This window comes from Natronoarchaeum sp. GCM10025703 (genome assembly GCF_042661985.1).
Classification (GTDB): domain Archaea; phylum Halobacteriota; class Halobacteria; order Halobacteriales; family Natronoarchaeaceae; genus Natranaeroarchaeum.
In genome coordinates this window covers 17,415-43,580 of sequence record NZ_JBHSZF010000001.1, presented here as the reverse complement: position 1 = coordinate 43,580, position 26,166 = coordinate 17,415, and the positions used below count along the sequence as shown (strand labels likewise).

Below are 26,166 nucleotides of genomic sequence, written 5' to 3'. Positions count from 1 at the left end.
GTTATTTTCCCAGAATGTCGCCTTTCGTTTCGGCGACGGCCGCCATCACCGCTTTTCGGTCCTCGTCGGCGATGTCGAACTCGCCCAGTGCATCGTCGAGATGGCCCGCCACCGCCGCGAACTCCCCCTCGTCGATTGCGAGATGCTCGTGGGCCCGACGCATGTTTTCACCCTCGTACCTGTCAGGACCGCCAGCTACGGCGGAGATGAACGCAGTCTGGTGTGCGCGCTGGCGTTCCATGTCGACCTCCTCGAAGTACGGTGCCAACTGGTCGTCCGCGAGCACGCGGTCGTAGAACTCCTCGACGACCGCACCGATCGCTTCCTCGCCGCCGAGTCGCCCGTACAGCGTCGTCTCGGTCATGGCACCGTTTTGGACTCCGGTCAGGAAACGTTTTCTCCGCGATTACTCGCCGATGCTCACGACCAGCACCGTCCGGTCGGCTTCTCTCACGACTCGCTCGGTGACGCTCCCGAGGTTCTCTAGCCGATCACGGCCCGTCCGGCCGTGGGTTCCGATCGTGACCAGGTCGATGTCGTGGCCGTCGGCGTAGTTCAGGATCTCCTTGTACGGCGTGCCATCGACGATAGCGGTTTCGAGTTCCAGACCTGTATCCGCGAGTCGCTCGGTGAGTTCCTCGATTGCCTCCTTCGCGTCGCCCTCCAGTCGTTCCTTGATCTCCGGTCGTTCGTCGTCCTCGGCCGCCAGATAGACCCGCTGGTCCATCACAGAGATCGCGTGCACGGTGGCGTCGTGGTTCTGTGCGATCTCGATGGCGTGATCGAGGGTCTGCTCGGTCCCGTCGCTTCCGTCGGTCGGCACGAGGATGTCGTCGTACATCTCCTGTCGATATTCTCCACAATTGTACGTGAATCTTGCCCCGGTGTCGGCGAATCCGATCCCGACCGTCCAGTCTGCCGCCGGACGAACCGTTAGGTGGGTGGCGACGATACTCGTGAGTATGAACAATCGACGACTCGGCAGCACTGGCTTTCACGTCTCTGAGATCGGTCTCGGCACCTGGAACATCGGCTCTGATTGGGGCGAGGTTCCGGCAGAAGAAGGCCGCGAGGCTATCCGAACGGCGCTCGACTCCGGGGTCGACTTCATCGACACCGCCGACGTCTACGGCGACGGCCGGAGCGAGCGCCTGATCCGCGAGGTGCTCGACGAGCGAGACGCTCACGACGAGGTGACCGTCGCAACCAAGGCCGGGCGGCGACTCGACCCGCACGTCGCCGAGGACTACGACCACGAGCATCTGGAAGACTTTGTCGACCGGAGCCGTGAGAACCTCGGCAGGGAGACGCTCGACCTCCTGCAACTGCACTGCCCGCCGACTGACGCGTACTATCGGCCCGAACCCTGGGACGCACTGGCCGCCCTCGAAGACGCGGGCAAGATCGATCACTACGGCGTCAGCGTCGAGCGCGTCGAGGAAGCGCTCAAAGCTATCGAGTATCCCGGCGTCGAGACGATCCAGATCATCTTCAACCCCTTCCGCCAGCGCCCGGCGGAACTGTTCTTCCGCGAGGCGAAACGCCGCGACATCGGCGTCATCGTCCGCGTCCCGCTCGCCTCGGGACTGCTGACCGGCAAACTCGACCGCGACACCGAGTTCCCGGAGGACGACCACCGAAACTACAACCGCGAGGGCGACGCCTTCGACGTCGGCGAGACGTTCGCCGGCGTTCCCTACGAGACGGGCCTCGAGGCCGTCGATGCGCTCCGCCCGTACGTCTCCGAGGACCTGACGATGGCACAGTTCACGCTCCGCTGGATCATCGACCACGACGCCGTCTCCGCAGTGATTCCAGGGTCGACCTCGGCCGACCACGTCCAGCAGAACGCCGCCGTCTCGGAGGCTGACCCGCTCACGAACACCCAGCACGGTGCCGTCCGGGACGTCTACGAGGAGTACGTCCACGACCACGTCCACCACCGCTGGTAGGCCGCCGCTCGCGTCCCGCCGTACGCTAGTCGTCTATCCGGCCGATGGCCAGTCGTTCGCTCAGTAGTAACGGGCCGCGGCGCGGAACTGCCCGCGAAAGCGGTGTCGACGAGCGGATCCGGTCGGCGACGTCCTCGGCGGTCGTCTCTCGCGTCGTCCCGTCCCGCGCGTCGGTCAGCCGTAGTTCGTCGCGCTCGTCGCCCCGGTCGCCCACGATGGCATACTGGGCGACGAAGTCGTCGCCAGCCGCGTCGATGCGCTCGCCGACCGTCCGCTTCCTGTCGTCGACATCGACGCGAACGCCGCGCTCTGCCAGCGTCGCCGCGACTGACCGACAGCGGTCGAGATGCCGGTCGGCGACCGGTACGAGTCTGACCTGCGTCGGCACAAGCCAGGTCGGAACCGGCGCGTCCCCGCCGAGAAGTGCCGCCAACAGTGCCTCGACCGTCCCGACCGGCGCGGTGTGGACGACGACGGGCGTCTCCCCGCGGCTCTCGACGCCGAACCGCGCCGGGCCGTCAACGTCGAGTCGCACCCAGCCAGCGTCGACGATGCCGTCTCCCGCGTCCGTCACGAACTCGACGGTGAACGGAGAGCCGACGGCACCGCGCTCGACGGCGACCGGCGCGTCAGCCCCTCGACGACGGCGTCGACCCAGGTGCCGTGCTGGTCGTAGAACGCGCCGGTGACGCGCACGACCGGCACCCGGTCGAGTCCGAGCGTCGAATCGAGCGCGTCGACGAGCGAGAGTCGGTCCTCCACGGTCGAGAGCGCGGCGTCGATATCACCGACCGCAGTGTGGGCCTCCGGGAGCGTCGCGGTTCGCGGTCCCGACGGCCCGTCTCGCGTACACGTCCCGACCTCCCAGAGGGTCGCCGGTAGTGCGTCGGCATCGAGCGAGGTGTCCGCGAACGCCCAGAGATGGCCGGGACAGAGCGCTCGTCGGCGCACCGTCTCCCCGCCCGTCCTCCAGCCCTCCGCCGCGAGATGCTCGCGAACCGCTTTCACTGCCGGATCGTAGCTCTCCGGCGTCCGGATCGGCGTCGCTCCCACCCCCTCGAACTGGTCGTCGAGCAGCGCCCGGACGCACGCACGCATCGTCACACCGCGCTGGTTCCACCGGAGTTCGCCGTTCGCGGCGATGCCGTCCTCGGCTGCCACTTCCTGCTCGACCAGGACGCGCTCGACCCGACTGCCGCGCCGTGCCCCCGTCTCCCGTCCGCGACGATCGGTTCGAGTCGTGGTGGGATGTCGGTGTCATCGGCCATCGGATGCAGCACGTCTCCACCGTCCGCCCCCCGTCGACGACGAACCACTCGCTCTCGCACGCCGTCGCTGCCGCCCGCTCCTCGCCGGTGAGCCGTCGGGAGCGAACCGAGTACGGATGCCCCTTCGTCCGGACGTCGAGTTCGAGATGCCAGCCCGCAGGCACGCGCTGGACGTCGAGTCCAGCGACCGCTGCCGCGATACCGTCGAAGACGTCCTCGACGATGGCGGGATCGGCCGGATCGTCGACCAGATGCGGTGTCGGGACGAGTGCGATCCGGTCGGTGTTGAGTTGCTCGCTCGCCGCGCGTAGCTCCTCTGCCGCCGCCGCGACGACTGACTCGAGTCGCGCGCTATCGCTCGCCTCGACGCCGACGAACGCGCCGACGCACTGCTCGACGGTCAGGCGCTCGGGATGCTCGTCGGGCTCGGTGTCCGCCCGCGAGTGGACCGGCACAGAGGAGAGCGATTCGACGTGGACGGCGAGCAGTCGCATACCGATAGCTCGGCTGTCGAGGAAAAAGCGTGCCGACCCGCTATCGGCGCAGTCGCCAGAGCAGCGACCGTAGCTTGTAGCCGATAGAGCCCGTCTGATAGCCGTTCCAGCCGCTCATTCCACCGGCAAGCGTGCTTGCCGAGTACCCCTCGTCGTTCAGGAGCCCCGTCGCCCGCTTGGCGACGATGCCCATCTTGCAGACGACGACTATCTCCTCGTCGTCCGGTAGTTCGTCCAACTCCGCGCGGAACGACGACTCGTCGCCGCTCCGGAGGTCGTTGTACACCGGCACGTTATAACTGCCCGCTATCGAGCCCGATTGGTAAGCGTCGCGAGGGCGGATGTCGAGGACGAACGGTTCGTCGCCGTCGAGCCGGTCATCGAGTTCGTCCGGGTACGTAGTTGACACGTCAGCGTGTATGGGACCGCCGGAAAAAAGCGCCCGGATCCTCCGGGCACAGCAGTCCCCCGCGGTTTGCCGGAGCCCCTCGGCATCGGATCCCCGGAACCGGACTGACCGATCAGGTCGGCGTCGCTCTTCGTGACGTCACTCGTCGAACTCGTACTCGCGATCGGTCTCCCGGAGGATGAACGTCCCGATGGCTAGTGTTCGCTTTGCGACGGTCGTGATCCGGAGGACGAAGGCGATGAACACGACGAACGGGGCGATACCGACGACGAAGCCCGCACTGATGAGCCAGACGAGATTGTCGATACCGAGCGTGGCTCCGGGTAGCGTGCTCGCATCGACGTACATGAGCATCGTCCCCATCACGGTCAGTGCGGGAATCGCGATGTACAGCAGCGCGCGCGAGAGGTTGATCAGTTCCCACTGGAAGTACAACGTCTTGAAGTGCTCGCGGGCCGGCCCGAAGAACTTCAGCACCTCGATCATCTCGTCCATTTCCTCGGTCGCCTCGTCAGACAGCGATTCGGCGTGCTTGGAACGGAGCTGTCGTGCTCTGCTGATCTTCCAGGAGTAGTTAAAATCGAGCGCGCTCCAGATCACCTCGAAGGTACCGAACTCTGCCCCCTTGAGGTTCGCTTTCACGGACTGGGCGTTCCGAATGACGTTGTCTGCGTACTCGTCGATCGTTTCTTCGAGTGTCTCGTCGCGCTCGTCTTCGATCTGCTCTTTGAGTCCGTTTGCCCGCTCCTCGATACTGTCGAGTAACACGTAGAGGAACGCGGACGGCTCCGCCGGACTCGTGCCGTCCTGGATCGCCGCTTCGACGTCCTGACGAAACGCCATTGCCTCGCTCATGCGCTCGCGCTGATCGCCGACTGCGCCCAGTTCCTGTGAAAGCACGAGTTGGTTGATCGTGACGACGATCGACGTCCCGGTGATGATCGCTCCGATGAACGCCGAGAAGATCCAGTGGTTCGCGTTGGCGCTCGCTACGACCGTCCGGAGCGGGCTGAATCCGATAGTACTCAGCGCGACCAGTGCGACGTAGACGATCACCAGGATCGCACCGACCAGCGCCCACCGCTGTACCCTGAGGAGGATCCAGAACCCGACACCGCTGCCACTGACTCGCTCGTGCATCGTGTCGCTTGGTTCCGAACTCATCTATCGTGGTGAGTGTCGGTTGCTGAATCCAAAAATGGACAGTGCGAGAAGCATTCGGCCGTCCCGGTTCGAGTCACCCACCGAACAGTCGTATCACCAGTCCGATCAGTATCAACAGGATTCCAGCGACGACACCGGCGCCGGGGAACGGAAATGGCAGCGGAACAATTGCGAGGACGAGTCCAAGACCGATGAGTATCGTTGAAAACCTGACCATGGCCCATGCGCAAACCACGACGCCCGCAGTAGTAAGTCTGTGTGGCGCTTTGAGAGATGGCGGAACCTGCAGCGGAAACGGCCCCGTTCTCGGCGGGCGTCAGTCGTCCTGGTCGGGGGCGGCCTCCTCGGGCGGCTCTCCTTCGAGGAGTTCCTCGCTCTCGAACCCCTCGCGGAGGTCTTTCTTCGAGAACTTTCCGGTCGCAGTCTTCGGAATCTCGTCGATGAACTTGAACCCGTCCGGGAGCCACCACTTCGGATACTCCGCTTCGAGCATCGATCGTAGCTCTTCGACGAGACGATCACGCGAGACGTCCGACGCGGTGACGACCATCGCGACGGGACGCTCCTGCCAGCGCTCGTGTGGCACGCCGATGACGGCGGCTTCGCTCACGTCGTCGTGCGCCATGATCGCGTTTTCGAGTTCCTGCGAGGAGATCCACTCCCCGCCGGATTTGATCACGTCGTCGGCCCGATCGACGATCTCGATGTACCCGTCCTCGTCGACGGTTACGATATCCCCGGTTCGCAGCCACTCGCCCTCGAAGTCCGTCTCGTTCGCTCTGGGTCGGTTGTAGTATTCGGTCGTGATCCACGGGCCGCGCACGTACAACTCGCCGAAGGCCTCGCCGTCCCACACGATCTCCTCGCCGTCGTCGCCGACGACTCTGAACTCCAGGCCGGGGACGATGAGTCCCTGTTTCGCCCGTTTCTCGAGTTTGGTCTCGGCCGACGCGTCCGCCAGGTCGTGCTTGATGGTCGCGACGGTCCCGACCGGCGACATCTCGGTCATCCCCCAGGCGTGGAGGACGTCGACGCCGAGTTCGCCGAACTGCTCGATGACCGCCTTCGGTGGGGCCGCACCGCCGATGATGATGTACTCGAGCGTCGAGAGGTCCACGTCGTTGTCCTCGACGTACTCCAGCAGATCGAGCCAGACCGTCGGCACTCCCGCTGCCATCGTCACCCCTTCCTCCTCGATGAGCCCTGCCAGATCCGCGGGCTCGGGTGCCGGACCGGGGAACACCTGTTTCGCGCCGGCGGCGGCCGCCGCGTAGGGCATCCCCCAGGCGTTGACGTGGAACATCGGTACGACCGGCATGATGACGTCCGAATCGTCGACGCCCAGCGCCTGGGGCGTCAACATCGCCATCGTGTGTGACCACATCATCTGCTGGGTGTACTCGACGCCTTTCGGCATACCGGTCGTCCCGGAGGTATAACACATCCCAGCACGGCGCTCGCCGTCGAGGTCGGGCCACTCGTAGGCCGCGGGCTGGTCCCCAACGAACGACTCGTAATCGACCATCGGGCCGAGGTCGACGTCCGGCACCGCCTCGCCCATGATCACGAACTGCTCGACGCTCTCGAAGGCCTCGGGGTCGTACGCCCCGGCGAGTTTCTCCGCGAGTGACGGGTCCACGAAGAGGATTCTGTCGTCGGCATCCTCGACGATATGCTGGATGTGACCGTCCGGAAGCAGGGGGTTGATCGTGTGGAGCTGTGCCCCCATGTTCGGGACGCCGAAGTACGTCTCGAAGTGTCTCGCCGTGTTCCAGCAGAAGGTCCCGACCCGGTCACCCTTCGAGATGCCAAACTCGTCGAGTGCGTTCGCCAGTTGTTTCGTCCGGTCGGCGTACTCGTCGTACGTGTATCGGGTCACGCCCTCCGGGGTTCGAGCGACTATTTCGTGGTCCGGATAGATGTGCTCGGCACGCCACAGGAACGGCGACAATGTCTGATCGTGTCCACCCATGGCTGCAAATTTATTATTAATAGTTATAAATGTTTGTGGGCGAACTCGGAACGGAGTGGCCGTTCGACCAGACGACTCGTGCACGCCCCGACCGACTGCGCCGCCGTACTGGCCGGGACTTCTATCGAACCGATGTAGGAACTGGTCGGTACGGGATCGGTTGAGGCGTCTCCCCCGTCTGGAGGTCGCTTACTCCTCGTCGTCGCGGAGTTGCTCTAGTTCGTCGTCGATCTCGGAATCGGCGATTTCGGCCTCAACGTCGACGTCCTCTTCGAGTTCGGTTTCGAGATCAGGCTCCGCCACCGACTGTGGCTCCTCCTGCGTCGTCTCTTCGGCCTCCTCGGTCTCCTTGCCCATATCGGATTTGAGCGTCTCTAGCTCCGAGTCGACGGTTCCCTGCGTGTGGACGTCTTCCAGTTCCCGCTCCAGATCGTTCTTGTCCGAAAGCTGATCCTCGAGGACGCCCTCGTCCTGGAGTTCGTCCAGGGCGGCCGAGCGCGCTTCGAGTTCTTCGGTGTTCTCCTCGGCTCGCTCGATTGCTCGGCCGACGTCGCCGAACTGGTCGCCCGCGCCCGTCACGGCTTCGGAAACGCGGGCGCTGGCCTCCGCGGCCTCGTGGCGGGCCTTGATCGTCTCCTTTTTTGTTCGGAACTCCTCGATGCGTTGCTGGAGGGTCTCTTTCTGCTCGACGAGTTGGTCCTGTGTATTCTGTAGATCGGCGATCTGGCCCTCAGCTCCTCGATCTGGGTCATCTTCGTCTTCTTCTTCTCGAGGGCACGCCGGGCGAGGTCCTCGCGGTCCTGCTTGACCGCCTGTCGGGCCTGCTCGTTGTGTTTCTCGACGTTGTCCTCGAGTTTGCGTTTTTGCATCTCCAATCGCTTCTTCTGGGTCGTCAGATCGGCGATTCCCTTCTTGACGTCCTGTAGTTCGTCACGAAGTTGCTCGTACGAGTAGTCCAGCGTCTCGCTGGGATCTTCGGCCCTGTTGAGCAGGGCGTTTACTTTCGATCGGATTACGTAACTTGCGCGCGAGAGCACTCCCATACCTTTCCTGTGTACCGCGTGATTAAAAACATCACCGACGTAACCGAAATGCATGCCAGAATCGGTACTCGTTCCCGGCCAGCGCGACGTCCGCGGGTCGCTCGATCAGGCCGGTACGGGAAGCGACGCCGTCGTCGTTGCCTGCCCACCCCATCCCGAGCATGGGGGGACGCGTCACGACGCCAGACTGACGGCGGTCTCGGACGCGCTCACTGGTGCCGGAATCGACTGCCTGCGCTTCGATTACGGGGCGTGGGACGAGGGCCACGGCGAGCGAGAAGACGCCCACAACGCGGTCGCCTGGGCGCGCGAGCGCTACGAGCGCGTTGGCCTGTTCGGCTATAGCTTCGGCGCGACCATCGCGCTACTCGCGGCCGTCGAAGCCAACCCTGGGGCAGTCTCCGCTCTCGCCCCCACGGCTTCGCTTGCACCCGACCTCGATGCTGTACCGGCACTCGACGCCATCGACGCGCCGGTGCAGGTCGTCTACGGTGCTCGCGACGCGACCGTCGACTGGGAACCGGTCGTCGAGCGCGCCCTGGAACTGGATCACCGGACTGACGAACTCGCCGCGGACCACTTCTTCGTCGGCCAGCACACCACGGTCGCGGATCGCGTCAGCGCGTTTCTGGTCGATATCGTTGCCCCGTGAGCGCGGCGACATGCCAAATCGCGTGACGCCACAACTTCAACTGCGTGGGACGGCTACTCGGTATCAATGCCTCCTACTGATCCTGCCGAGACTGCGCCATCCGACGCGGCCGACTCCCCAACCGACGCATCGCCCGAAACGGATGCCGAGAAACCAGCGGCGGCCCTCGCGACGTTCGTCGAGCGCGTCCTCGACATGAGCATCGACGACCTCGATGCGACGGCGACGGTTACGGGGCAGGACCCGACGCCAGGCCGGCAACTGCTCTCGCTCGTCGCCGACGCCGACTCGGCGACCGGCGTCCTGCCAACCCTTCCGATGTCACTGCTCGACGGGGCGGACGGTTTCGACGGCCTGCGGGCCGCGCTCGTCGTCACCGGTGCGGCCCGCGAGCGCCTCGACGGGCCTGCCCTCTCGCTCGTCGAATCACGCCTGGCCGGCGAGGACGTTACGCTCTACGGTCACGACGGCGACGCCCCCATCGGCCTCCTGTTGCTGGACGACGTCGCCGTCCTCTGTGCGTTCGATGCTACCGGCGAACCGGGCGCGCTGCTCGTAAGCCGCGCCCCCGAACTCCGGGCGTGGATCGCCGAAAGCTGTAGCCGGTATCGGGACGAATCCGACGTTCTGGTCGGATAGACCGCTCTGGCCGTCTCGAACTCGTCGAGTCGTGCGTCGAGCCACTGCTCGACGGCCGTGGCCGTCTCCTCGACCGTCGCCCCGGTCGTATCCACCAACTCGATACCCGCCTCGTCCGCGTTCTTCCGGAACCACTGGTTGAACTCGGCCTGTTTGTCCACATCGGCCCAGTAACTATCGCCCTCCCAGCCTGCCCGGTCTCGGAGGCGCTCGGCCTGCACGGCATCCTCACAGACCAGCGCCAGATAGTGAGAGTCGCCGAAGTAACGTCTGTTGGTTAACCCCTCGACGTTCTCGGGGACGCCAAGCCCCGTTGTGAACAGCACCGGTGGAACGCCCGACTGTGCGACTGTCCGGCAGAGTCGGAGCACGTACTCGTTGAACGTGGCCTCCTCGAACGCGCAGTCCTCGTGCGCGATACCGTCGTCCTCCAGCAACACGGCATCGACCCGCCCAGCAAGCATGCGACGGATCGTCGACTTGCCCGTCCCGGCCGCGCCGGTGACGATACAGAGGGGTGGCTGGACGAAGGACCGCTCGTGGCCACACTCGGGACAGACGACGAGCGACTCGTCCGATCGAACGGTCATATCGGCGCGCTGCACCCGGCAGGCCGGACAGACGTGAAGCATACTGGGTGAGTTGGGGCGCGTCGGAAAGAAGATATCGGCACTGGCGCCGGCGGTGGGTCGCGACGCTACAACTCCTCCAGCGGGACCACGACGACGGGCCGCGAGGACTGGCCGAGCAACTCAGAGGCGACCGAACCCATGCCCTGGTCGGCACCGGGTTCGCCGCTCCGCGGGCCGATGACCAGTTCGTCGACGTCGTGGTCCCCGGCGCTCGCGAGCAACTCCTCGACGGGGTCGCCGGTCCGTTGCTCCGTCTCGACGTCCGCGATGGCACCGAGGCGGACCGTTGCGACGTTGAGTGCCTCGCGGCCGTCCCGCGCGTCGTCGTCGGCCGACTGAACGTGAACCGCCACGACAGTATCGCCCGCTCCGGCCCGCCCTTCGAGGTAGTCGCAGGCGCTTGCGGTCGTGTGTACCGAGTCCGTCCCGAGAAGATAACGCATGTGTGACAGGGACACGCTCCTCGTTCCTAAACCCGCCGATATATTCCCCGGGAACGGGCCATTTTTGATCGTCGCGCCACACAAATAATTATACGCCATCGCTCCTAGCGGGTTACACGAATCTAACATGTTCGCCCGACTCGATGATCTCAACGTCGTAGCCGTCAGGTCTCCCACGTAATATGGTCGATAGCAAACAGATTGAACGAACGAAGGCCATCCAGCGCCGAACCGGGCGGACGTTCCATGTCGCAACGCGATTTCTGCCCGAGCACGCGCGACATCCAACGTACGTCCTCTACGCGTTCTTCCGGGTGGCCGACGAAGTGGTCGACGATGCCGGAGATACACCGGCAGAAGAGCAGGCCGCACAGCAGAAGCGTTTCGCGAACAGGCACTCGGCGAGAGCGAACCGGAGGGGCCAGTACTCGAAGCGTTCCGTGACATCGCCGTCGAACACGACATCTCCGAGAGCGAGATAGACGACTTCATCGACGCGATGAAGACGGATATCTACAAGAGTCGCTACGAAACCTACGCGGAACTCGAAGAGTACATGCGCGGGTCGGCTGCCGCCGTCGGCGTGATGATGACCGAGATAATGGATCTCGATCAGCCAGAGGCCGCGCTCCCGCATGCCGTCGCGCTCGGGGAGGCGTTCCAGTTGACGAACTTCCTCCGGGACGTTCGCGAGGACGTGATCGACCGGGACCGCATCTACCTCCCGTTAGAGACGCTCGAAGAGCACGACGCGTCGGTCGAGGACGTCGAAAACCTGGAGTTCACGCCCGAAATCGGGAGTGCGATCCAGTCCGAGATGGCCCGGACCGAGGCGCTCTATCAGGAGGGGGTCGCCGGAATCAAGTATCTCCCCGAGGACTGCCAGTTCCCCGTCCTGCTGTCGGCAGTTCTGTACGCCGACCACCACCGACTCATCCGCAAGTGTGGCTTCGATACGGTCTCGAACGAACCGGACCTGAGTATGGCCCGAAAGCTCTGGCTCGCGGCGCGGACCCGCTGGCACTGGCAGTGGAACCGTGATCCGGAAGCCGTCTTCCAGCGTGTCAGCTCTATTTCGGCAACCGACACGCCGCGACACGACCCGGATCGGCCGGACACCACGCCAGCGCAGTAGCTACTGTTCGATCGGTTGTTGGGGCGTCGTTCTCGTCAGGCCGGCAAAGTCGAACCAGTCCGCGCGGAACAGTGCCACCAGCAGTGCTGCGGCCAGCGCGACCGGAACGAGGTTGCCGAAGTAGAGATTGACCAGTCCCCAGAGAATGCCGAAACTGATCAGATCGTCGAGTACGTACTCACATCGGTCGAGACGTCGGTCCAGGGCGTCGGCGTCGAACGATAGCGTGAGCACGCCGACCGCGACGATGCCGGAGATAAGCCACCCGACGTAGTTCTGCACCGGCACGTCGTAGTACGCGCCGCCGGCGTCCCAGCCCCAGAAGCCGAGCGCGACCGCACCGGGGTCGAGCACGAGATCCATCGTGATGACGACGAGCAGGACCGACAGGAACCGGATCGGTAGCGACTCCATCCGGTCGCCGAGCATCAGCGTACAGAGCAGATAGCTGTTGAGCAGGATGGGGAAATAAAACACCGGCAGCGCGATTGGGACGGCGTCAGTAGCATCGGCCCGAGTTCGATCAGGTACTCGAAATCGCCGTAGGGGAATCCGGTAGTCACCCCGAGAAGTTCGATCCCCCAGCTAAACCCGACCAGCCCCGAGAGCCCGGTAGCGACCCGTCGATTGATCAGCGGTGCAAGCCCGCCGATCAGCGGGAGTCGCATCACCATCACCGCGCCCAGCAGGAGAAACGGATTGAACGCCAGCGACCGCGGCACCACGCCTTCGGCCGCAGCGATCAGCAGAACGGTCCCGACGAGGGGGAAGGTGATCGCTATCGTCACACGGTTGTCCCGGATCAGCGAATCCAGTCTCCCTTCGACAGCGCGTCGCTCCATTACCCCGTACTCCGGTTGCATGACACATCAACGAACCGCTTCGGCGCGCCCTACATCGGCGGTGCGATTTCCCAGAGTTTCCCCATCGTCAGCACCGCGCCGACGGCAGTGTTGATCACCGGATACCACCAGTATGCGCGGTCGACGGGGACCGACGAAAGCCCGATAGCGGCGACGAGCACCGGATAGACGGCGAAGACGGCACCGAGTCGGGGATCCAGCAGTCCAAAGGCGACTGCGGCCAGTCCCCAGACGACGGTACAGTAGCCGTAGGTCGTCCGCTCGCCGAGTAGCGTTGCCGTCGTCTGGATACCGGCGCGTCTATCGGGTTCGATGTCGGGAATCGCCGAGAACGTATGCATCGCCATCGCCCAGAGCCACGCCCCGATAACGGCGATTACGGGCGGCTGGCTCCCTGCAACCGTCGCGTACGCCGCCATCGCGGGGACGACGTAGAGCCCGTTCGAGAGCGAGTCGAGCAGCGGCGTCGTCTTGAATCTCGCCGGGGAGCGCTGTACTCCGCGCCGAGCAGGACGAACAGGCCGATCCAGGGCCAGGCCGCCGCTGGCAACAGCAGGGCGGTCGGAATCGCAGCACGCCACAGAGCAAAACGGCGTAGACGACGAAACGCTGGCCGCCCCAGCGCGCCTCGCGGCCGCCATCGTCTTTCTTGGGGTTTTCGGCGTCGATTTCGGCGTCGTAGACGTCGTTGATGCCGTAGAGGAAGACGTTCGCGGGCACGAGAAAGTACGCAAAGAGGGCGACCAGCACGGGCGATACGAGTGCGGACAGTTCCGACGCCCCGTAGACGCCGCCGACGGCGACCGGCCCGGCCAGATAGAGCCAGAACCGCGGCCGCGACAGCACGAACAGGTAGCGTAACCGCTCGCCGGGCGTCTGCTGGTTCGCCGCACCGCCAGTGGTCGTGGTCGGAATCACGTCGTCTGAGTCACGTGTTTCGGATCACTTAGTCGCGTCGCCGTAATCCTCGATCAGTTTGTTCGCGGCGTGTTCGCCGCTGATCAGACACATCGGCACGCCGATACCGGGGTTGGTGTACGATCCCGCGAAGTAGAGGCCGTCGACCTTGCTGGAACGGTGGTTCGGCCGGAAGACCGCGGTCTGGGTGAGCGTGTGGGCCATCCCCAGTGCCGTCCCGTCGTAGCTGTTGTACCGCCCGGCGAAATCGGAGACGGAGAATATCTCCTCGACGACGATTCGATCTCTGAGTTCCGTCCCGGTGTTCTCGGCGATATCGTCGAGGATGCGGTCCCGGTACCACTCGCGAGTCTCCTCGTCGTCGTCGAGGCCGGGCGCGATGGGCACGAGCGCAAAGAGGTTGCTGTGACCCTCCGGCGCGACGGTATCGTCGGTCTTCGAGGGGACACAGAGGTAGTAGGCGGGGTCGTCGGGCCACGCCGGTTCGTCGAAGATCTGCTCGAAATGCTCGTCCCACTGCGATGGCAGTACGAGCGTGTGGTGTTCGAGTTCGGGTACGTCGCCCTCGACGCCGAGATACATGAGAAAGGCGGAGGGAGCGTAGGTCTTCGACTCCCAGTACTCCTCGCTGTACTGGCGCTTCTCGGGCGGTAGTAGCTCCTGCTCGGTGTAGGGCATGTCGGCGTCGCTGACCACGTAGTCGACCTCTTCGCCGCCCGTCTCCGTCTCGACACGGAAGCCGCCCGCGCGGCCCTTGATCTCCGTGGCTGCCTCGCCGGTCCGGTACTCGACGCCGAGGTCGTCACCCAGTTCGATGATCCCGTCGACGACGCCGCCGATCCCGTTTTCGGGGTACCAGACGCCGAGGTTGAAGTCGACGTGGCTCATCAGGTTGTACAGCGCAGGCGTGTTGGTCGGCGACCCGCCGAGGAAGACGAGCGTGTACTGGACGATCTGTTGCAGTTTCGGATGGTCGAAGTAGTTCTCGACGTGGTCCTGCATCGATCCGATCAGCGAGAGGCCGCGCGCGTTGCGCAGGACATCCATGTCGATCCAGTCGCGGAACCGGCTACGGTCGGTGTAGACGAACCCGTCCATTCCGACACGGTAGTTCTCGCGTGACTGGTCGAGATATCGGTCCAGCGCCTCGCCAGCGCCGGGTTCGTAGGACTCGAACAGCGCCTTGTTCTGTTCGATGTCGGGGACGAGGTCGATGACCTCGCCGCTCTCGCGCTGGTGGCGGTTGGGGACGTCCTCGACGCTCTTGGAACCGGAGAGTGAGGTCTCGCCGTCGTCCTTGAAGAAGATCCGGTAATGGGGGTCGAGCCGTTCGAGTTCGTAGAACTCCTCTGGCTCCCGATCAAAGTAGCCGAAGAACCGCTCGAAGGCATCGGGCATCAAATACCACGACGGGCCCATATCGAAGTGGAAGCCGTCGCGGTCCATACGGCTTGCTCGGCCCCCGAGTTGCTCGTTCTTCTCGAAGACGGTGACATCCGCACCGGCATCAGCGAGGTAACAGGCAGTGGAGAGGCCGCCGAACCCGCTTCCGATTACGGCGACAGACTGTCCCGATAGAGGTTGCATACTCGGTGGGTAGGGCCGCCCGATTGTAAATGCTCCTGACAGGCACGGTCTCTCCGGTACTCGAACGGATTACTGCTCCGGACTGCTCCGACCTCGCCAACAGCCTCATACCGCTCCGTTCCGTGCTAGAAGTAGACATGGAACTGAACGTACAGGGAGCCGCCTCGGCCGCCCCGTTTCTCGGGGCACAGGACCTGTTCGAGACCGAACACGATCTCGCCCGACCGGTCGAGGTGTACGTCCGCTCGAACCCCGACGAGCGAACGTGGACCTCCCACTACGACGACCACCACGTCCTGAACATCTCCGAGCAGGCGGCGACGAGCACGATGGCTCGCGAACTCGCTCTCCACGAACTCTCCCACATGTTACGCCACGAGGAGGGCCACCCATCTCACGTCCAATCGACCGAGGAAGTGCTCTTTCTCGCGCTCGCAGGACAGAGCGTCGAGCAGCGGACGCTCACGCACTGCTATCAGATCGCCAACCACATGAAGGATATCTACGCCGATGACATCACCCTCTCCGTCGGCCCGACGAACAAACTCGTCGCCTTCTTCGAGTCGAAACTCGCCGCCGCGCTCGCCGACCAGCCAGGGGCCGCCCCTGCAACCCCCGAGGTGCGCTTCGACGGTCACCGCGAACCAGCGCGACGACTCACCGCGGCGTCGGATACGGAGATGACCGTCGTCAACGCCGCCTTCGCGCTTGCGCTGCTGGAGCGCCACGACCTCGTCGAGGCCGACCATCGCCTCTACGACCTCGCGTACGCGGCGGCCCGGGACGCGCCCGGAATCGAACTGGAGGGGTTCAAACGCCGATTCAAGGACCTGCAGGACGACCCGGACCCAAGTGACTACCGGAAACATCTCGTCGACGCCACGCGGGCCTACGCGGCCGGGAGCGACCAGGCCGCCGACTGAGTCTTGCCAGTAGCGAACGAACAAAAACGAAGAAGCGAGAGTAGAGTTACCTTGCGGCGGCGGCGACGCGTTCCTTCTCTTCTTTCTGACTGACTGCGTACGTGTTGACGTCGTTGTTTGCGGCGCCGATAAGCTGGTTCGCGAGCGCCTCCTCGACGTCGATCGTCGTCTTGAACGAGGAGCCGTAGACGCCTTCTGCGATGACCTTCAGGGCCTGATCGACGCGGCGCTGGGGCGCGACGTCGACGGCCTTGGGGACGGAGATGCCACCGTACTTCAGGCGGACGGTCTCCTCACGCGGGGCGGCGTTCTCGACGGCCTGCACGAGCACCTGGATCGGGTTCTCCTCGGTGCGCTCGTGGATCATCTCGAAGGCCTCTCGGGTGATGTTGAGAGCCTGCGTCTTCTTGCCCGTGTTCTCGTCGGTCTGCATCAGACGGTTGATGAGTCGCTCGACGATCGAGATCTCGGATTTCTGGAACTGCTTGCCGGCGTGTCGACCCATCGTGTGGGCGACCGGCGTGACCGTGATGTACCGTTCGGTGCTGGGGTCGGAGTAGCTGATCCCCGTCACGTCCCACTCGCCGAACAGTTTGGCGACTGCGCTTTCGTCCTCGGTCTCGATTGACTCGTCGGCGTCGGATTGGTCTTCTGCCGCCATGATTATCGAACCGGTTTCTCCGCGTTTCCGCGCACGAGTTCGATCATCGAGACGCCGTTGACTTTCTCGACCTTGTAGTTAACGCCGGAGAGGTCACCCATCGCACGACCTTTCGCACCGCCGATCCCGGCGATGGTAACTTCGTCGTGTTCGTCGATAAAGGAGATTGCGCCGTCGCCGGGACAGAAGGCCGTGACCTGTTTGCCGTTCTTGATCAGCTGGACACGGACGCATTTCCGGATCGCAGAGTTGGGCTGTTTCGCTTCGATGCCCACTTTCTCCAGAACGATACCTCGACCCTGTGGAGCGCCCTCCAGTGGGTCGGACTTCTCGCCGAGGCCGCGCTCGCGTCGCGCGTACTCCGAGTCGGACCACCGTGCGCTCTGGCGGTCTTTCTTTATCTTCCGCGCGGCGTATTTGCCGTTTGCCATAGTACACCCGACTACCCGATGGAACCACTTAAGCATCCCCTTTTATCTCCGGAGTTACGGCGTGAGGTGCCTCGACAGGGTGTGATAAAGCGATCTGAGACCGTTGTATGGTCGTAGCGGTTCGCCTCGGTCGTGAAACGAAACGGTTCCTGTCGGGGCTATCCGATCACAAGCGAGTCTCGGATCGGCCGCCTTACGGCGACTTAGTGGCTTCGGCGTCGAAGCCCTGGTCGGACGTGTAACCCTCCCCGAACTGTAACGTAGTAGAACTGACCCGTCAGTCCCGATACGTTCGAGTACGTTCGAGTACTATCAGCTCATTGTAAGATATTTGTACCCGCGGGGGACTCTCCTTCGCCATGGACCAACCACTGCTCGGACAGTCGATCGATCTGAAGCCAGTCCCGATCCTAACGGGGAACGGCGATGTCTGAACGCGTCGATATCGGGGCCGTGGCGACCGCCGCGGCAGCGGCCGGCGCACAGGTCGCGGCTGCCGGTTTCGAGGCCGACCTCGACGTCGATATCAAAGGTAATGGCGAGGGCCCGGTCGGCCCGGCGGATGTCGTCACCGAAACCGACCGGGAAGCACAGCGCCACGTCGTCGAGGTTCTGACCGACCGGGATCCCGCGGCGACCATCGTCGGCGAGGAAAACGACGCCGTCAAAACGGTCCCATCGACGGGGCGGGCGTGGGTAATCGATCCGATCGATGGCACGTTCAATTTCGTCCGGGGCCTCCACTACTGGACGACAAGCGTCGCGGCGACTGTCGACGGCGAGCCAGTAGCCGCTTGCAGCGTACTCCCCGCGATTGGAACGACGTATCACGCGGAGGAAACGGGCGCGCATCGCGACGACGAGCCGATCACCGTCAGCGAGCAGTCGGACGAACGATCCGCGACAGTCGCCCCGATTATTCCTCCGTCCTACGGTGAGCGCGAGACGTACGTCGAGGGGCTGGGAGCGGTCTTCGAACGGTTCGGGACGACACTCCGGCTCTGTAGCGCGCAGGCGACGTTCGCGCTGATCGCAGACGGGAGTCTCGACGCCGCGGTAACGCCACAGCGACCGAACCCTTGGGACAGTCTCGCCGGAGCACACCTGGTTCGTCAGGCCGGCGGCGTCGTTACTGACCTCGACGGCGACCGGTGGACCGCGGATAGTGATAGTATGGTCGTCTCGAACGGTGCAGTGCACGAGCAGTTACTCGATGCTGCACAGGGGTTGCGGTAGTCTGTGCTGTCGACTGACGCAGGCTGCTACCCGCTGGCCGCTGGCCCGATAGTCCCGAGGCCGATATCGTGAGCAACGGCCTTGCGCTGTCCGTCGCCGGAGCCGTGATACTGGGTAGCTATGTCGTAGCAGTCAAACGATACTTCGACCACTACCCGCCGACGCTGTTCGTCGGAGCGACCTACGCTGTCGGCGTTACGTGGTATCTCCCGATAGTATTACTGACGACCCCCGTCGCTGCGGTCGTCCCCGTTGTCGGGCCACGTGGCGGCATCGTCCTGCTCGGAACGGCCGGCTTCACCGCGCTTGCGCTATTTACGTTCTACAGGGCGCTCACGCTCGGCGACGTCTCCTACGTTGCACCGATTAGCAAGATTGTTCCGGTGTTTGTTCTGCCACTGGAGGTGGTGTTGCTCGGGCAGTACCTTTCGGTCCTGCAGGTCGCGGGCGTCGTCGTCGCAACGTTCGCAGTCTACGTAGCGAACTATCGCAGCGGCTCGCTGTTTGCGCCGGTTCGACGACTCGTCCACAGCAAGGCGGCTCTGCTGCGCTCGCGAGCGCGGCCGCGTTCGGCGTCGTCGACATCGGAAAGCGCGTCAGTATGCAGGAACTCGGTATTCCGCCCGAAGGGTTCGTCCTCACCATGCTCGTGCTGGTCCCCCTGTTGCTCTCGCCGGCGGCCGTCGGTAACCGCCACGCAGTCGACTGGTGGGGAGACCGCCGGAAACTGGCTGTCGCCGGTCTGGTCCTCGTCGTCGGACAACACGTCGTTGCGATGGCGTTCGAGACGCTGCCGGCAAGTGTCGTTTCGCCGGTCGTAAACACGCAGGCCGTCGTTGCGGTGGTCCTCGGGAGTCTCCTGCTGGGTGAATCACGGGTCCGGGTCAGGCTGACTGCGGCGGGACTCGCCGTCTTCGGTATCCTGCTCATCTCGCTCGGGTGAGGTCGCCCCGAAGCTTCTTTATCAGAACTCGTGCAGATACGAGCGGCTTGCCTCCCCGCAGCGGCAACGAACCACCCATCTCGAACTATAGCCGTACGTTCCAGTCTGGTGACCGCGATAGAGACTCGTACATCTACCCCATACGATATATAAAAATTATTAAGTTTCATGAGGTAGTGACCTCTCTACCGTCATGATGGCCTCGAACCCATCGGAACGGCCGATACGCACGGTTTGTCGACGATCCTTTCTCGCTGGAACCGGTGGGCCCCTGACCAGTGGCGGGCCGGCCGGATGCCGAGGTCAGGGCGAACAGAGCCCAACACAGAGCGATGGGGGCCGGGCCGGCGACGCCGTGTATCACTCGGACCACGCCGATACCCGGTCGAACCACGAGGAGCGCCAACAGCCGATTGCGAGCGCTGATTCGTGATGTCGGACAGTACCGGACCCACCGAGTATGACGCGTTGTTGCTGGACATGGACGGCGTGCTGGTCGAACCCACGCCCGGACCCGTTCTCGACAGTGCCGTTTCTGCGACGTTCGAGGCGTTCGACGTCGATGACCCGGATCCCGAGGCGTACGAGGTCCTTCGCTCGCTGTCTGCCGCCACGCCGCAGACGGTCGACCGAGTCGGTCGCACCTACGACGTCGATACCGAGACCCTCTGGCGAATGCGTGAACGGATCGCCGCCGACCGGCAGATAGCAACCCTCGATGAGGGCGGAAAACGGGTGTACGACGACGTCGTGACGTTGCGTTCGGTCGAGGTTGCGGTCGGTGTCGTCAGCAATAATCAGCAACGAACCGTCGACGCAATCGTTAGCCGGAACGGTCTCGATAGCCAGTTCGACGCCTGGTCGGGGCTCGACCCGACGGTTGAGGGGCTCCGTCGCGCGAAGCCAGCACCCTGTTACATCGAAGCGATGCTCGACGAACTCGACGCCGAGACAGCGTTGTTCGTCGGAGATAGCCTTTCAGACATCCACGCGGCACAGTTGGCGGGAATCGATAGCGCCCTTCTGTGCCGAAACGGGGATTCCCCCGAAACCGCTGAAATCGAACCGACCTACGACCTCACATCGCTGTCTGAACTTGCCGAACTGATGCACCCGGAGTCTCAGCACTGACGACTCCGCTCGTATCGAAGCCGAACTCGAGCGGTCGACACGCGCCGGGACACGCCGCTCTGGCGGTGCGAGCGAGGCACTGTTGACCCTCGCCCGCCTCGACCGCCCGACATCCGAGAAGCGAACCCGGTTTGCCGTCGTCGCCGACCCGCACGTCTCTCCTGATGCTGCGGGAACGCCAAAGCTCTACCACCAGGGTGTCGGCCGACTCCGACGCGCCTTCGCCGACGCCGAAACCCGCGACATCGACGCGGTGCTCTCGGTCGGCGACCTGACGAAAGACGGTGCACCCGACGAATACACCCAGTTCGACGAGTGTCTCGACGACCTGAGCGTCCCCTTCTTTTCAGTTCCCGGAAACCACGACGCGCCCAAAGCGTCGACTGACGTCTACCAGCACGGCGACGAACACGAGACCCCGCCGATCGATCGGTTCGTCGCACAGTATACGACCGGAGAGCTACCGTTTCATCTCCGACTTGGTGACATCGACCTGCTCGGCCTGAACTCGGCTTCGACGCCGGATGGCGAGCTATCGACATCACACGACGGAACGGTCTCTCCCGAGCAGCTAAAGTGGCTCGACGACAGGCTCGCGGAACTGGACTCCGCGGTGGTCCTCATGCATCACAACACGCCCCAGATGTACGAACAGCTCCGTTCGTACGCTGAGGCCGCCCATCCCGAGATGGGGATGCCGCCGACGATGCGCGAGCCCGACCGACTCGTCGAGACGCTCCAGCAACACGACGTGCCGCTGGTGCTCAGCGGCCATCTACACATTCCCGGGGTAGCCGAGACGGGGACGGTTCGTGAACTGACGGTCCCGGCTACCTGCAGCTACCCTCAGGGGTACGTGCTGGTCGACATCGGGCCGAACGGAACGGTGATCGAATACGTCCCGGTCGCGGCAGCCGACGAGATGGCCGAAGCACACGCCGAGCGTCGGACTGCCGGGGATACCTCCCAGGGGCTGGCAGCGTTTTCGGCGATACAGCTCGCCTCAGCGCCGCTACTCGACGATTGGGCACAGTCTTCGGAGTGACCGCCAGCTAACGCTTCGATCAGCTACGTCGAGACGAAAAACAGTGCCGCTACGTCAACTGCACGTCTTCGATATCGAAATGTCGCTCGGCCAGCAGGCGGGCGGCGTCAATGTTCGATCCGCCCTCCCCGATGGCGACGCCGGTGTCTTCCTCTGCGACTTCGGCATACGCGACCAGTCCGTCGTTTTCGCTGATCGTTACGTTGTACACCGCGGCGGGAGCGAGCGCGTTCGCGACGAACTCCTCGGCGGTCGGCGCGTCCTCGACCAGTTTGACGTCCTTGCCGATCCGCTCTTCCGCCTTTCTGACGTTCTCCCCGCCGGGGCCGATTGCCTGGGCCATGTCGCCGGTGGCGACGAGAATCAGGAGTCGGTCCTCCTCCTCGTCGACCACACAATCGCGGGCTTCGGCACCTGTCGCGTCCTCGAAGGCGACCAGATACTGCCGCGCCGCGTCCGACAGGGTGACCGTCATCAGTCGGAACTCGTCTCGACGTCCGGGCTAAACGAACCCATCCGGAGGTCGACGTCGCCGGTGCCGAGTTTGATCGGCTTCCCGACGATGACGTTCTCCGTGACGCCGTCGAGGTCGTCGACCTCGCCATGGATCGCGGCGTCGAGCAGGTGGTTCACCGTCACCTCGAACGCCGCGCGAGCGAGCACGCTGTCCTTGTTGCCGGAGATGCCGTGTCGGCCGATCGACTCGACCGTCCCGGGGTTCGTCATCATGTCGGCGACCAGCATCAGATGCCGGACGTTCACGTCGTCCAGACCCTGCTCTTCGAGCGTGTCCATCGTCTCGTTGATGATGGCCTCGCGAGTGGCCTCGATGCCGAGGTTCCGATTCACTTCGTGGATGTTGTTGGTCGTCACGCGAGAGGAATCGACGCCCTCGATGGCGAGTGCGTCGCCGAAGGCCGATCCCTCGGTGTAGAGGACGAACTCCTCGCCGTCCTCGGTTTCCTCCTTCCGGATGACGACCCGGGAGATCTCCTCGATCCCCTTGAACGTGATCTCGCGAAGCTCCTCGACGAGCTGGAGCAGGTCACGATAGCTGGGCTCTTTCGGGCCGAACTGGATGACCGATCCGTCCTGGATCGTCTCGACGCCGAGGTTCGCCTCGATCGTATCGGCGATGCCTTCGGGCTCGATCATTCGCTCTTCGAGCGTGTCCTCGTTGAGGTCGATCCGCACGCGCATGTCCGCGACGTTCGTCGAGACGTCACCGAGCGCGAGGATCTTCGTCGCTTCGAGGTTCCAGACGACCTCGTGGGCTTTCTCGCGGTCCTCCGCGTACTCGTCCTCGAGGTGGACCGTCATCGTCGGCGTATCGGGCTCTTTCCGCGCGTCGACGAGTTCGATCAGTCGCGGCAGTCCCTGCGTCACGTCGATCTCCGCGACACCCGCGTAGTGGAACGTGTTCATGGTCATCTGCGTTCCGGGCTCCCCGATCGACTGGGCGCTGACGGTCCCGACGGGGTCGAGCGGATCGATCCGCGTGTCGAGATATCGGTTCTCGACGACGGTGACGATGTCGTTTGCCTCTTCGATGCTCAGGTCGCGCTCTTCGAGCGTCTCGTAGACCTTGTTCTTGAGTCGGCGGGGCAGGTCGGTGTCCTCGACGATCGCCTCCTCGTCGTTGCTGATGTCGAACTCCAGTCGCTCAGTCATCGTCCACCTCCGTGGCTGCCGGTTCAGGCTCACTCTCCGGCTCCGTCATCGGCGGCTGGATGCGCCGCGCGTCGGAGTGTTCCGAGAGGTTCGTCGGCGGTTCCTCGCGGCCCATGAACTGTTCTTTCTCGGTGTCGTCGGCGAACTCCGCCTCGACGATCTGGTCGGCGATATCCTCGACATCGATCTCGTTATCCGCGTGTGAGGAGACCTTCACCGGACTGGTGCCGTCCTCGCCGAACTCGAACTGGACGATGGTGTCCGAGGTGTCCCGGACAGTGCCGTCGTACTGCGTTTCGAGTTCGGAGAGAGCGTTGATCAGCCGGCGCTGGAGGTAGCCGGACTTGGACGTCCGGACTGCCGTGTCGACCAGGCCCTCACGGCCACCCATCGCGTGGAAGAAGAACTCCCGCGGGTCCAGGCCTTCCGTGTACGAGTGCTCGACGAAGCCGTGTGCGTCCGCCGAGAGGTCGTTTGGCTTGTAGTGAGAGAGCGTCCGGTCCTCGTAGCCGCGGTTGATCCGCTCGCCACGAACTGCCTGCTGGCCGACACAGCCGGCCATCTGGGTCAGGTTCAGCATCGACCCACGCGCACCGGACTCGGCCATGATGACGGCCGGATTGTCGTCGTCGAAGTGCTCTTCGGCGATGTCTCCGGCGTTGTCACGCGCCTTGCCCAGCGTCTGCATGATCTTCATCTCGAGGGTCTCGTGGACCGTTCGACCGGGCAGGGATTCGAGTTCGCCCGCCTCGTAGGTCTCGATCAGCTCTTCGACGCGGTCGTAGGCGTCGTCAATCGTCTCGCTGATCCGCTCGCGCGCGTCGTAGGAGACCGTCTCGTCGTCGATCGCAATCGAGAACCCGAAGTGCATGATCGAGCGCATCGCGAGCGCGGCGATCTCGTTGATCAGCTGTCGGGCTCGTGTCTCGCCGTGGACCTTCGTGACGGTGTCGACGATTTCGCCGCCGAACGCGCCGACGCCGTCCTCGTCGATCGTTCCCTTGACGAGTTGGCCGTTCTCGATGAGCACGTCGTCGCCCGCCGAGGACATGAACTCGAGGTTGAGGTCATCGGGCAGCAGTTCGGAGAACAGCTGTCGACCCGTCCAGTACGGTTTGCCGTCCTCGACGCCGTCCTCGGGCGGCAGTTCGTCGACGTGTGTCGCACGAAGCAGGTCCAGTGCCTGCGTCTCGTTGAAGTGTGGGTTATCGTTCGTCAGCAGGTACGTTCCGGAGATGTGGTCCTGAATCGCGCCGATGATGTTCTCACCGAAGCGCGGGCTGAGGATCTGTTCCTGAACCCGCATCAGGACGCGTGCCTCCGCACGGGCCTCCTCGTTCTGGAGGGCGTGCATGTTCATCTCGTCGCCGTCAAAGTCAGCGTTGTACGGCGGACAGACAACGGTGTTCAGTCGGAACGTCTTGTACGGCATCACGACGACTTCGTGCGCCATGATGGACATCCGGTGTAGCGACGGCTGTCGGTTGAAGATGATGATGTCGCCGTCGACCAGGTGACGGTTGACCTCCCAACCGGACTCGACCTTCTCGGCGAGTTCCTCGCAGTTCTTCTCGGTCACCTTCAGTCGGCGACCGTCAGGTCGCTTGACGTAGTTCGCACCGGGGTGGCCTTCGGGCCCGTTCGAGACGTACTGTCGGGCCTGCCGGAGGTTGCGCTCGGTGACGTTCATCGTCTGGGTCATCTCCTTTGCGACGTGGTCCGGGACGCCGACTTCGTTGAGGCTGAGCGTCGGGTCCGGCGAGATGACGGTTCGGGCCGAGAAGTTCACGCGCTTCCCGGAGAGGCTGCCTCGGAAGCGACCCTCCTTCCCTTTGAGTCGCTGTGAAAGCGTCTTCAGCGGGCGACCGGAGCGGTGTCGCGCCGGCGGCGTCCCGCTGATCTCGTTGTCCATGAACGTGGTGACGTGGTACTGGAGCAGTTCCCAGAGGTCCTCGATAATCAACTGCGGTGCACCCGCCTCACGGTTCTCCATGAACCGCTGGTTGATGCGGATGATGTCGACCAGTTTGTGGGTCAGGTCGTCCTCGCTACGCTGACCGTTGTCCAGGGTAATCGAGGGGCGTGCGGTCACCGGCGGCACTGGCAGCACAGTGAGAATCATCCATTCCGGGCGCGAGCGCTCGGAGTTGATTCCCAGTACCTCGATGTCCTCGTCCGGGATAGCCTCGAACCAGTCCCGGATGTCGCTGGGCATTAGCTTGTTCATGTCCTCCTCGGTCAGGTCGAGGTCGAGTGCTTTCTCGATGGCTTTCCGGTCGTCTTCGCGCGGCCGGAACTCGCCGCCGAGAATGTCGTTGACTCGGGAGAGGTCGATGCCGGTCTTGTCGGCCAGATCCTGGGGCGGCATCGGATCGCGGTCCTCTTCTTCGTCTCCCTGCATTGCCGCGGAGATCAGCTGTGGGTACTCGCTGGTGAGCACCTGCTGGACCTCGTAGTAGGTCGTCGGTTTCTCGTGGTTGATGTCGTACTGCTGCTCGCCACAGTGGGGGCAGACATCCTTCTTGCGAGCCTGGCGGATCCCGGCCTTGGTGACGTCGTTGACGTCGTTGCTCAGCTTCTTCGTGGTCTCCAGTTCGTCGTGGAACTCCTCTTTCTCGTCCTCGGTCAGCAGTAGCTTCGAGCAGTCACGACAGGTCCCACGCAGTAGACGTCGGATGAGCTTCGTGAAGCCGACGTGGATGACCGGGGCGGCGAGTTCGATGTGACCGAAGTGACCCGGGCACGAGCCCGAATGCTGGCCACAGCTCGGACATTCGAGTCCGGGGTCGATTACGCCGAGTCGCGGGTCCATCAGCCCCATGTCGATGGGGAACCCGTCGTCGTCGTAGGTGTCCGCCGTGATGACCTTCGTGACGGACATATCGCGGTACGTCTCCGGATCCATGAGCCCGAACTCGATGCCGCCGAGCTCTTTTGGTGTTTCTACGTTCATG

General features: G+C 63.9%; 22 protein-coding genes and 6 pseudogenes. 9 read left to right on the top strand and 19 right to left on the bottom strand.

Annotated elements, in window-relative coordinates:
• Position 1: 1 nt before the first annotated feature.
• Positions 2-364, bottom strand: coding sequence for a group I truncated hemoglobin (locus ACFQH2_RS00235; protein ID WP_377055701.1), 363 nt, complete (start codon positions 362-364; stop codon positions 2-4).
• Positions 365-406: 42 nt separating this feature from the next.
• Positions 407-841, bottom strand: a complete 435-nt coding sequence (locus ACFQH2_RS00230) for a universal stress protein (RefSeq protein WP_377055699.1) — start codon at positions 839-841, stop codon at positions 407-409.
• A 121-nt stretch (positions 842-962) separates the two neighbouring features.
• On the opposite strand from ACFQH2_RS00230, the gene ACFQH2_RS00225 reads away from it, so the two are divergent.
• Entirely contained in the window at positions 963-1,952 is a 990-nt protein-coding gene (locus ACFQH2_RS00225) for an aldo/keto reductase (protein WP_377055697.1), read from the top strand.
• A gap of 25 nt (positions 1,953-1,977) precedes the next feature.
• Here the strand turns inward: ACFQH2_RS00225 and ACFQH2_RS00220 are convergent, their stop codons facing one another.
• The 7 genes and pseudogenes from ACFQH2_RS00220 to ACFQH2_RS00190 all read right to left on the bottom strand — a co-directional run bounded on the left by ACFQH2_RS00220 (position 1,978) and on the right by ACFQH2_RS00190 (position 8,302).
• Positions 1,978-2,526, bottom strand: a complete 549-nt coding sequence (locus ACFQH2_RS00220) for a His/Gly/Thr/Pro-type tRNA ligase C-terminal domain-containing protein (protein ID WP_377076310.1) — start codon at positions 2,524-2,526, stop codon at positions 1,978-1,980.
• A complete protein-coding gene (locus tag ACFQH2_RS00215) occupies positions 2,523-3,113 on the bottom strand; it encodes a hypothetical protein (protein WP_377077014.1) in 591 nt (196 codons plus the stop codon). The genes ACFQH2_RS00220 and ACFQH2_RS00215 overlap by 4 nt, the downstream gene beginning before the upstream one ends.
• Before the next feature lie 259 nt (positions 3,114-3,372).
• A pseudogene (locus ACFQH2_RS00210) lies at positions 3,373-3,714 on the bottom strand (threonyl-tRNA synthetase editing domain-containing protein); the annotation flags it as partial.
• 40 nt (positions 3,715-3,754) lie between these two features.
• Positions 3,755-4,123 carry a rhodanese-like domain-containing protein gene (locus tag ACFQH2_RS00205; protein ID WP_377055693.1) on the bottom strand — a complete coding sequence of 123 codons (369 nt, stop codon included), beginning with the start codon at positions 4,121-4,123 and terminating at the stop codon, positions 3,755-3,757.
• 138 nt (positions 4,124-4,261) lie between these two features.
• Positions 4,262-5,287 carry a hypothetical protein gene (locus ACFQH2_RS00200; protein ID WP_377055691.1) on the bottom strand — a complete coding sequence of 342 codons (1,026 nt, stop codon included), beginning with the start codon at positions 5,285-5,287 and terminating at the stop codon, positions 4,262-4,264.
• Positions 5,288-5,603: 316 nt separating this feature from the next.
• Positions 5,604-7,259 carry a long-chain fatty acid--CoA ligase gene (locus tag ACFQH2_RS00195; RefSeq protein ID WP_377055689.1) on the bottom strand — a complete coding sequence of 552 codons (1,656 nt, stop codon included), beginning with the start codon at positions 7,257-7,259 and terminating at the stop codon, positions 5,604-5,606.
• A gap of 189 nt (positions 7,260-7,448) precedes the next feature.
• Positions 7,449-8,302 (bottom strand): annotated as a pseudogene (locus ACFQH2_RS00190) (PspA/IM30 family protein).
• Positions 8,303-8,354: 52 nt separating this feature from the next.
• Here ACFQH2_RS00190 and ACFQH2_RS00185 point away from each other — a divergent pair.
• Positions 8,355-8,954, top strand: coding sequence for an alpha/beta hydrolase (locus ACFQH2_RS00185; RefSeq protein ID WP_377055685.1), 600 nt, complete (start codon positions 8,355-8,357; stop codon positions 8,952-8,954).
• Between the two features lie 461 nt (positions 8,955-9,415).
• On the opposite strand, the gene ACFQH2_RS00180 is transcribed toward ACFQH2_RS00185, so the two are convergent.
• Both ACFQH2_RS00180 and ACFQH2_RS00175 read right to left on the bottom strand, forming a co-directional pair.
• A complete protein-coding gene (locus ACFQH2_RS00180) occupies positions 9,416-10,183 on the bottom strand; it encodes a hypothetical protein (RefSeq protein ID WP_377076309.1) in 768 nt (255 codons plus the stop codon).
• 107 nt (positions 10,184-10,290) lie between these two features.
• Entirely contained in the window at positions 10,291-10,668 is a 378-nt protein-coding gene (locus ACFQH2_RS00175) for a universal stress protein (RefSeq protein ID WP_377055679.1), read from the bottom strand.
• Positions 10,669-10,850: 182 nt separating this feature from the next.
• Here ACFQH2_RS00175 and ACFQH2_RS00170 point away from each other — a divergent pair.
• A pseudogene (locus ACFQH2_RS00170) lies at positions 10,851-11,803 on the top strand (phytoene/squalene synthase family protein).
• Here the strand turns inward: ACFQH2_RS00170 and ACFQH2_RS00165 are convergent.
• The 3 genes and pseudogenes from ACFQH2_RS00165 to ACFQH2_RS00155 all read right to left on the bottom strand — a co-directional run bounded on the left by ACFQH2_RS00165 (position 11,804) and on the right by ACFQH2_RS00155 (position 15,171).
• Positions 11,804-12,471 (bottom strand): annotated as a pseudogene (locus ACFQH2_RS00165) (carotenoid biosynthesis protein).
• Positions 12,472-12,695: 224 nt separating this feature from the next.
• Positions 12,696-13,584 (bottom strand): annotated as a pseudogene (locus ACFQH2_RS00160) (prenyltransferase).
• A gap of 24 nt (positions 13,585-13,608) precedes the next feature.
• The gene (locus tag ACFQH2_RS00155; RefSeq protein WP_377055671.1) at positions 13,609-15,171 is read right to left on the bottom strand and encodes a phytoene desaturase family protein; all 1,563 of its coding nucleotides are present in this window, start codon (positions 15,169-15,171) and stop codon (positions 13,609-13,611) included.
• Positions 15,172-15,308: 137 nt separating this feature from the next.
• On the opposite strand from ACFQH2_RS00155, the gene ACFQH2_RS00150 reads away from it, so the two are divergent.
• Positions 15,309-16,094, top strand: coding sequence for a DUF5781 family protein (locus ACFQH2_RS00150; RefSeq protein WP_377055669.1), 786 nt, complete (start codon positions 15,309-15,311; stop codon positions 16,092-16,094).
• Positions 16,095-16,140: 46 nt separating this feature from the next.
• On the opposite strand, the gene ACFQH2_RS00145 is transcribed toward ACFQH2_RS00150, so the two are convergent.
• Together ACFQH2_RS00145 and ACFQH2_RS00140 are read right to left on the bottom strand one after the other, a co-directional pair.
• Positions 16,141-16,755, bottom strand: coding sequence for a 30S ribosomal protein S7 (locus ACFQH2_RS00145; protein ID WP_377055667.1), 615 nt, complete (start codon positions 16,753-16,755; stop codon positions 16,141-16,143).
• Positions 16,756-16,757: 2 nt separating this feature from the next.
• Positions 16,758-17,186 (bottom strand): 30S ribosomal protein S12, encoded by a 429-nt coding sequence (locus ACFQH2_RS00140; RefSeq protein ID WP_238478078.1) that lies wholly within the window; start codon positions 17,184-17,186, stop codon positions 16,758-16,760.
• 426 nt (positions 17,187-17,612) lie between these two features.
• On the opposite strand from ACFQH2_RS00140, the gene ACFQH2_RS00135 reads away from it, so the two are divergent.
• The 5 genes and pseudogenes from ACFQH2_RS00135 to ACFQH2_RS00115 all read left to right on the top strand — a co-directional run bounded on the left by ACFQH2_RS00135 (position 17,613) and on the right by ACFQH2_RS00115 (position 21,541).
• Positions 17,613-18,422 (top strand): inositol monophosphatase family protein, encoded by an 810-nt coding sequence (locus ACFQH2_RS00135; protein ID WP_377055664.1) that lies wholly within the window; start codon positions 17,613-17,615, stop codon positions 18,420-18,422.
• 68 nt (positions 18,423-18,490) lie between these two features.
• Positions 18,491-18,847, top strand: a pseudogene (locus tag ACFQH2_RS00130) (EamA family transporter); the annotation flags it as partial.
• A 176-nt stretch (positions 18,848-19,023) separates the two neighbouring features.
• Positions 19,024-19,365 carry an EamA family transporter gene (locus tag ACFQH2_RS00125; protein ID WP_377076308.1) on the top strand — a complete coding sequence of 114 codons (342 nt, stop codon included), beginning with the start codon at positions 19,024-19,026 and terminating at the stop codon, positions 19,363-19,365.
• Between the two features lie 432 nt (positions 19,366-19,797).
• A complete protein-coding gene (locus ACFQH2_RS00120) occupies positions 19,798-20,496 on the top strand; it encodes an HAD family hydrolase (RefSeq protein ID WP_377076307.1) in 699 nt (232 codons plus the stop codon).
• 82 nt (positions 20,497-20,578) lie between these two features.
• Positions 20,579-21,541, top strand: a complete 963-nt coding sequence (locus tag ACFQH2_RS00115; protein WP_377076306.1) for a metallophosphoesterase family protein — start codon at positions 20,579-20,581, stop codon at positions 21,539-21,541.
• Between the two features lie 49 nt (positions 21,542-21,590).
• On the opposite strand, the gene ACFQH2_RS00110 is transcribed toward ACFQH2_RS00115, so the two are convergent.
• The 3 genes from ACFQH2_RS00110 to ACFQH2_RS00100 are packed head-to-tail and all read right to left on the bottom strand — an operon-like array spanning position 21,591 to position 26,165.
• The gene (locus ACFQH2_RS00110; protein WP_377055658.1) at positions 21,591-22,016 is read right to left on the bottom strand and encodes a NusA-like transcription termination signal-binding factor; all 426 of its coding nucleotides are present in this window, start codon (positions 22,014-22,016) and stop codon (positions 21,591-21,593) included.
• The gene (gene rpoA2, locus ACFQH2_RS00105) at positions 22,016-23,212 is read right to left on the bottom strand and encodes a DNA-directed RNA polymerase subunit A'' (protein ID WP_377055656.1); all 1,197 of its coding nucleotides are present in this window, start codon (positions 23,210-23,212) and stop codon (positions 22,016-22,018) included. The genes ACFQH2_RS00110 and rpoA2 overlap by 1 nt, the downstream gene beginning before the upstream one ends.
• On the bottom strand, positions 23,205-26,165 hold the full coding sequence (locus ACFQH2_RS00100; RefSeq protein ID WP_377055654.1) for a DNA-directed RNA polymerase subunit A': 2,961 nt from the start codon (positions 26,163-26,165) through the stop codon (positions 23,205-23,207). The genes rpoA2 and ACFQH2_RS00100 overlap by 8 nt, the downstream gene beginning before the upstream one ends.
• Position 26,166: the final 1 nt, after the last annotated feature.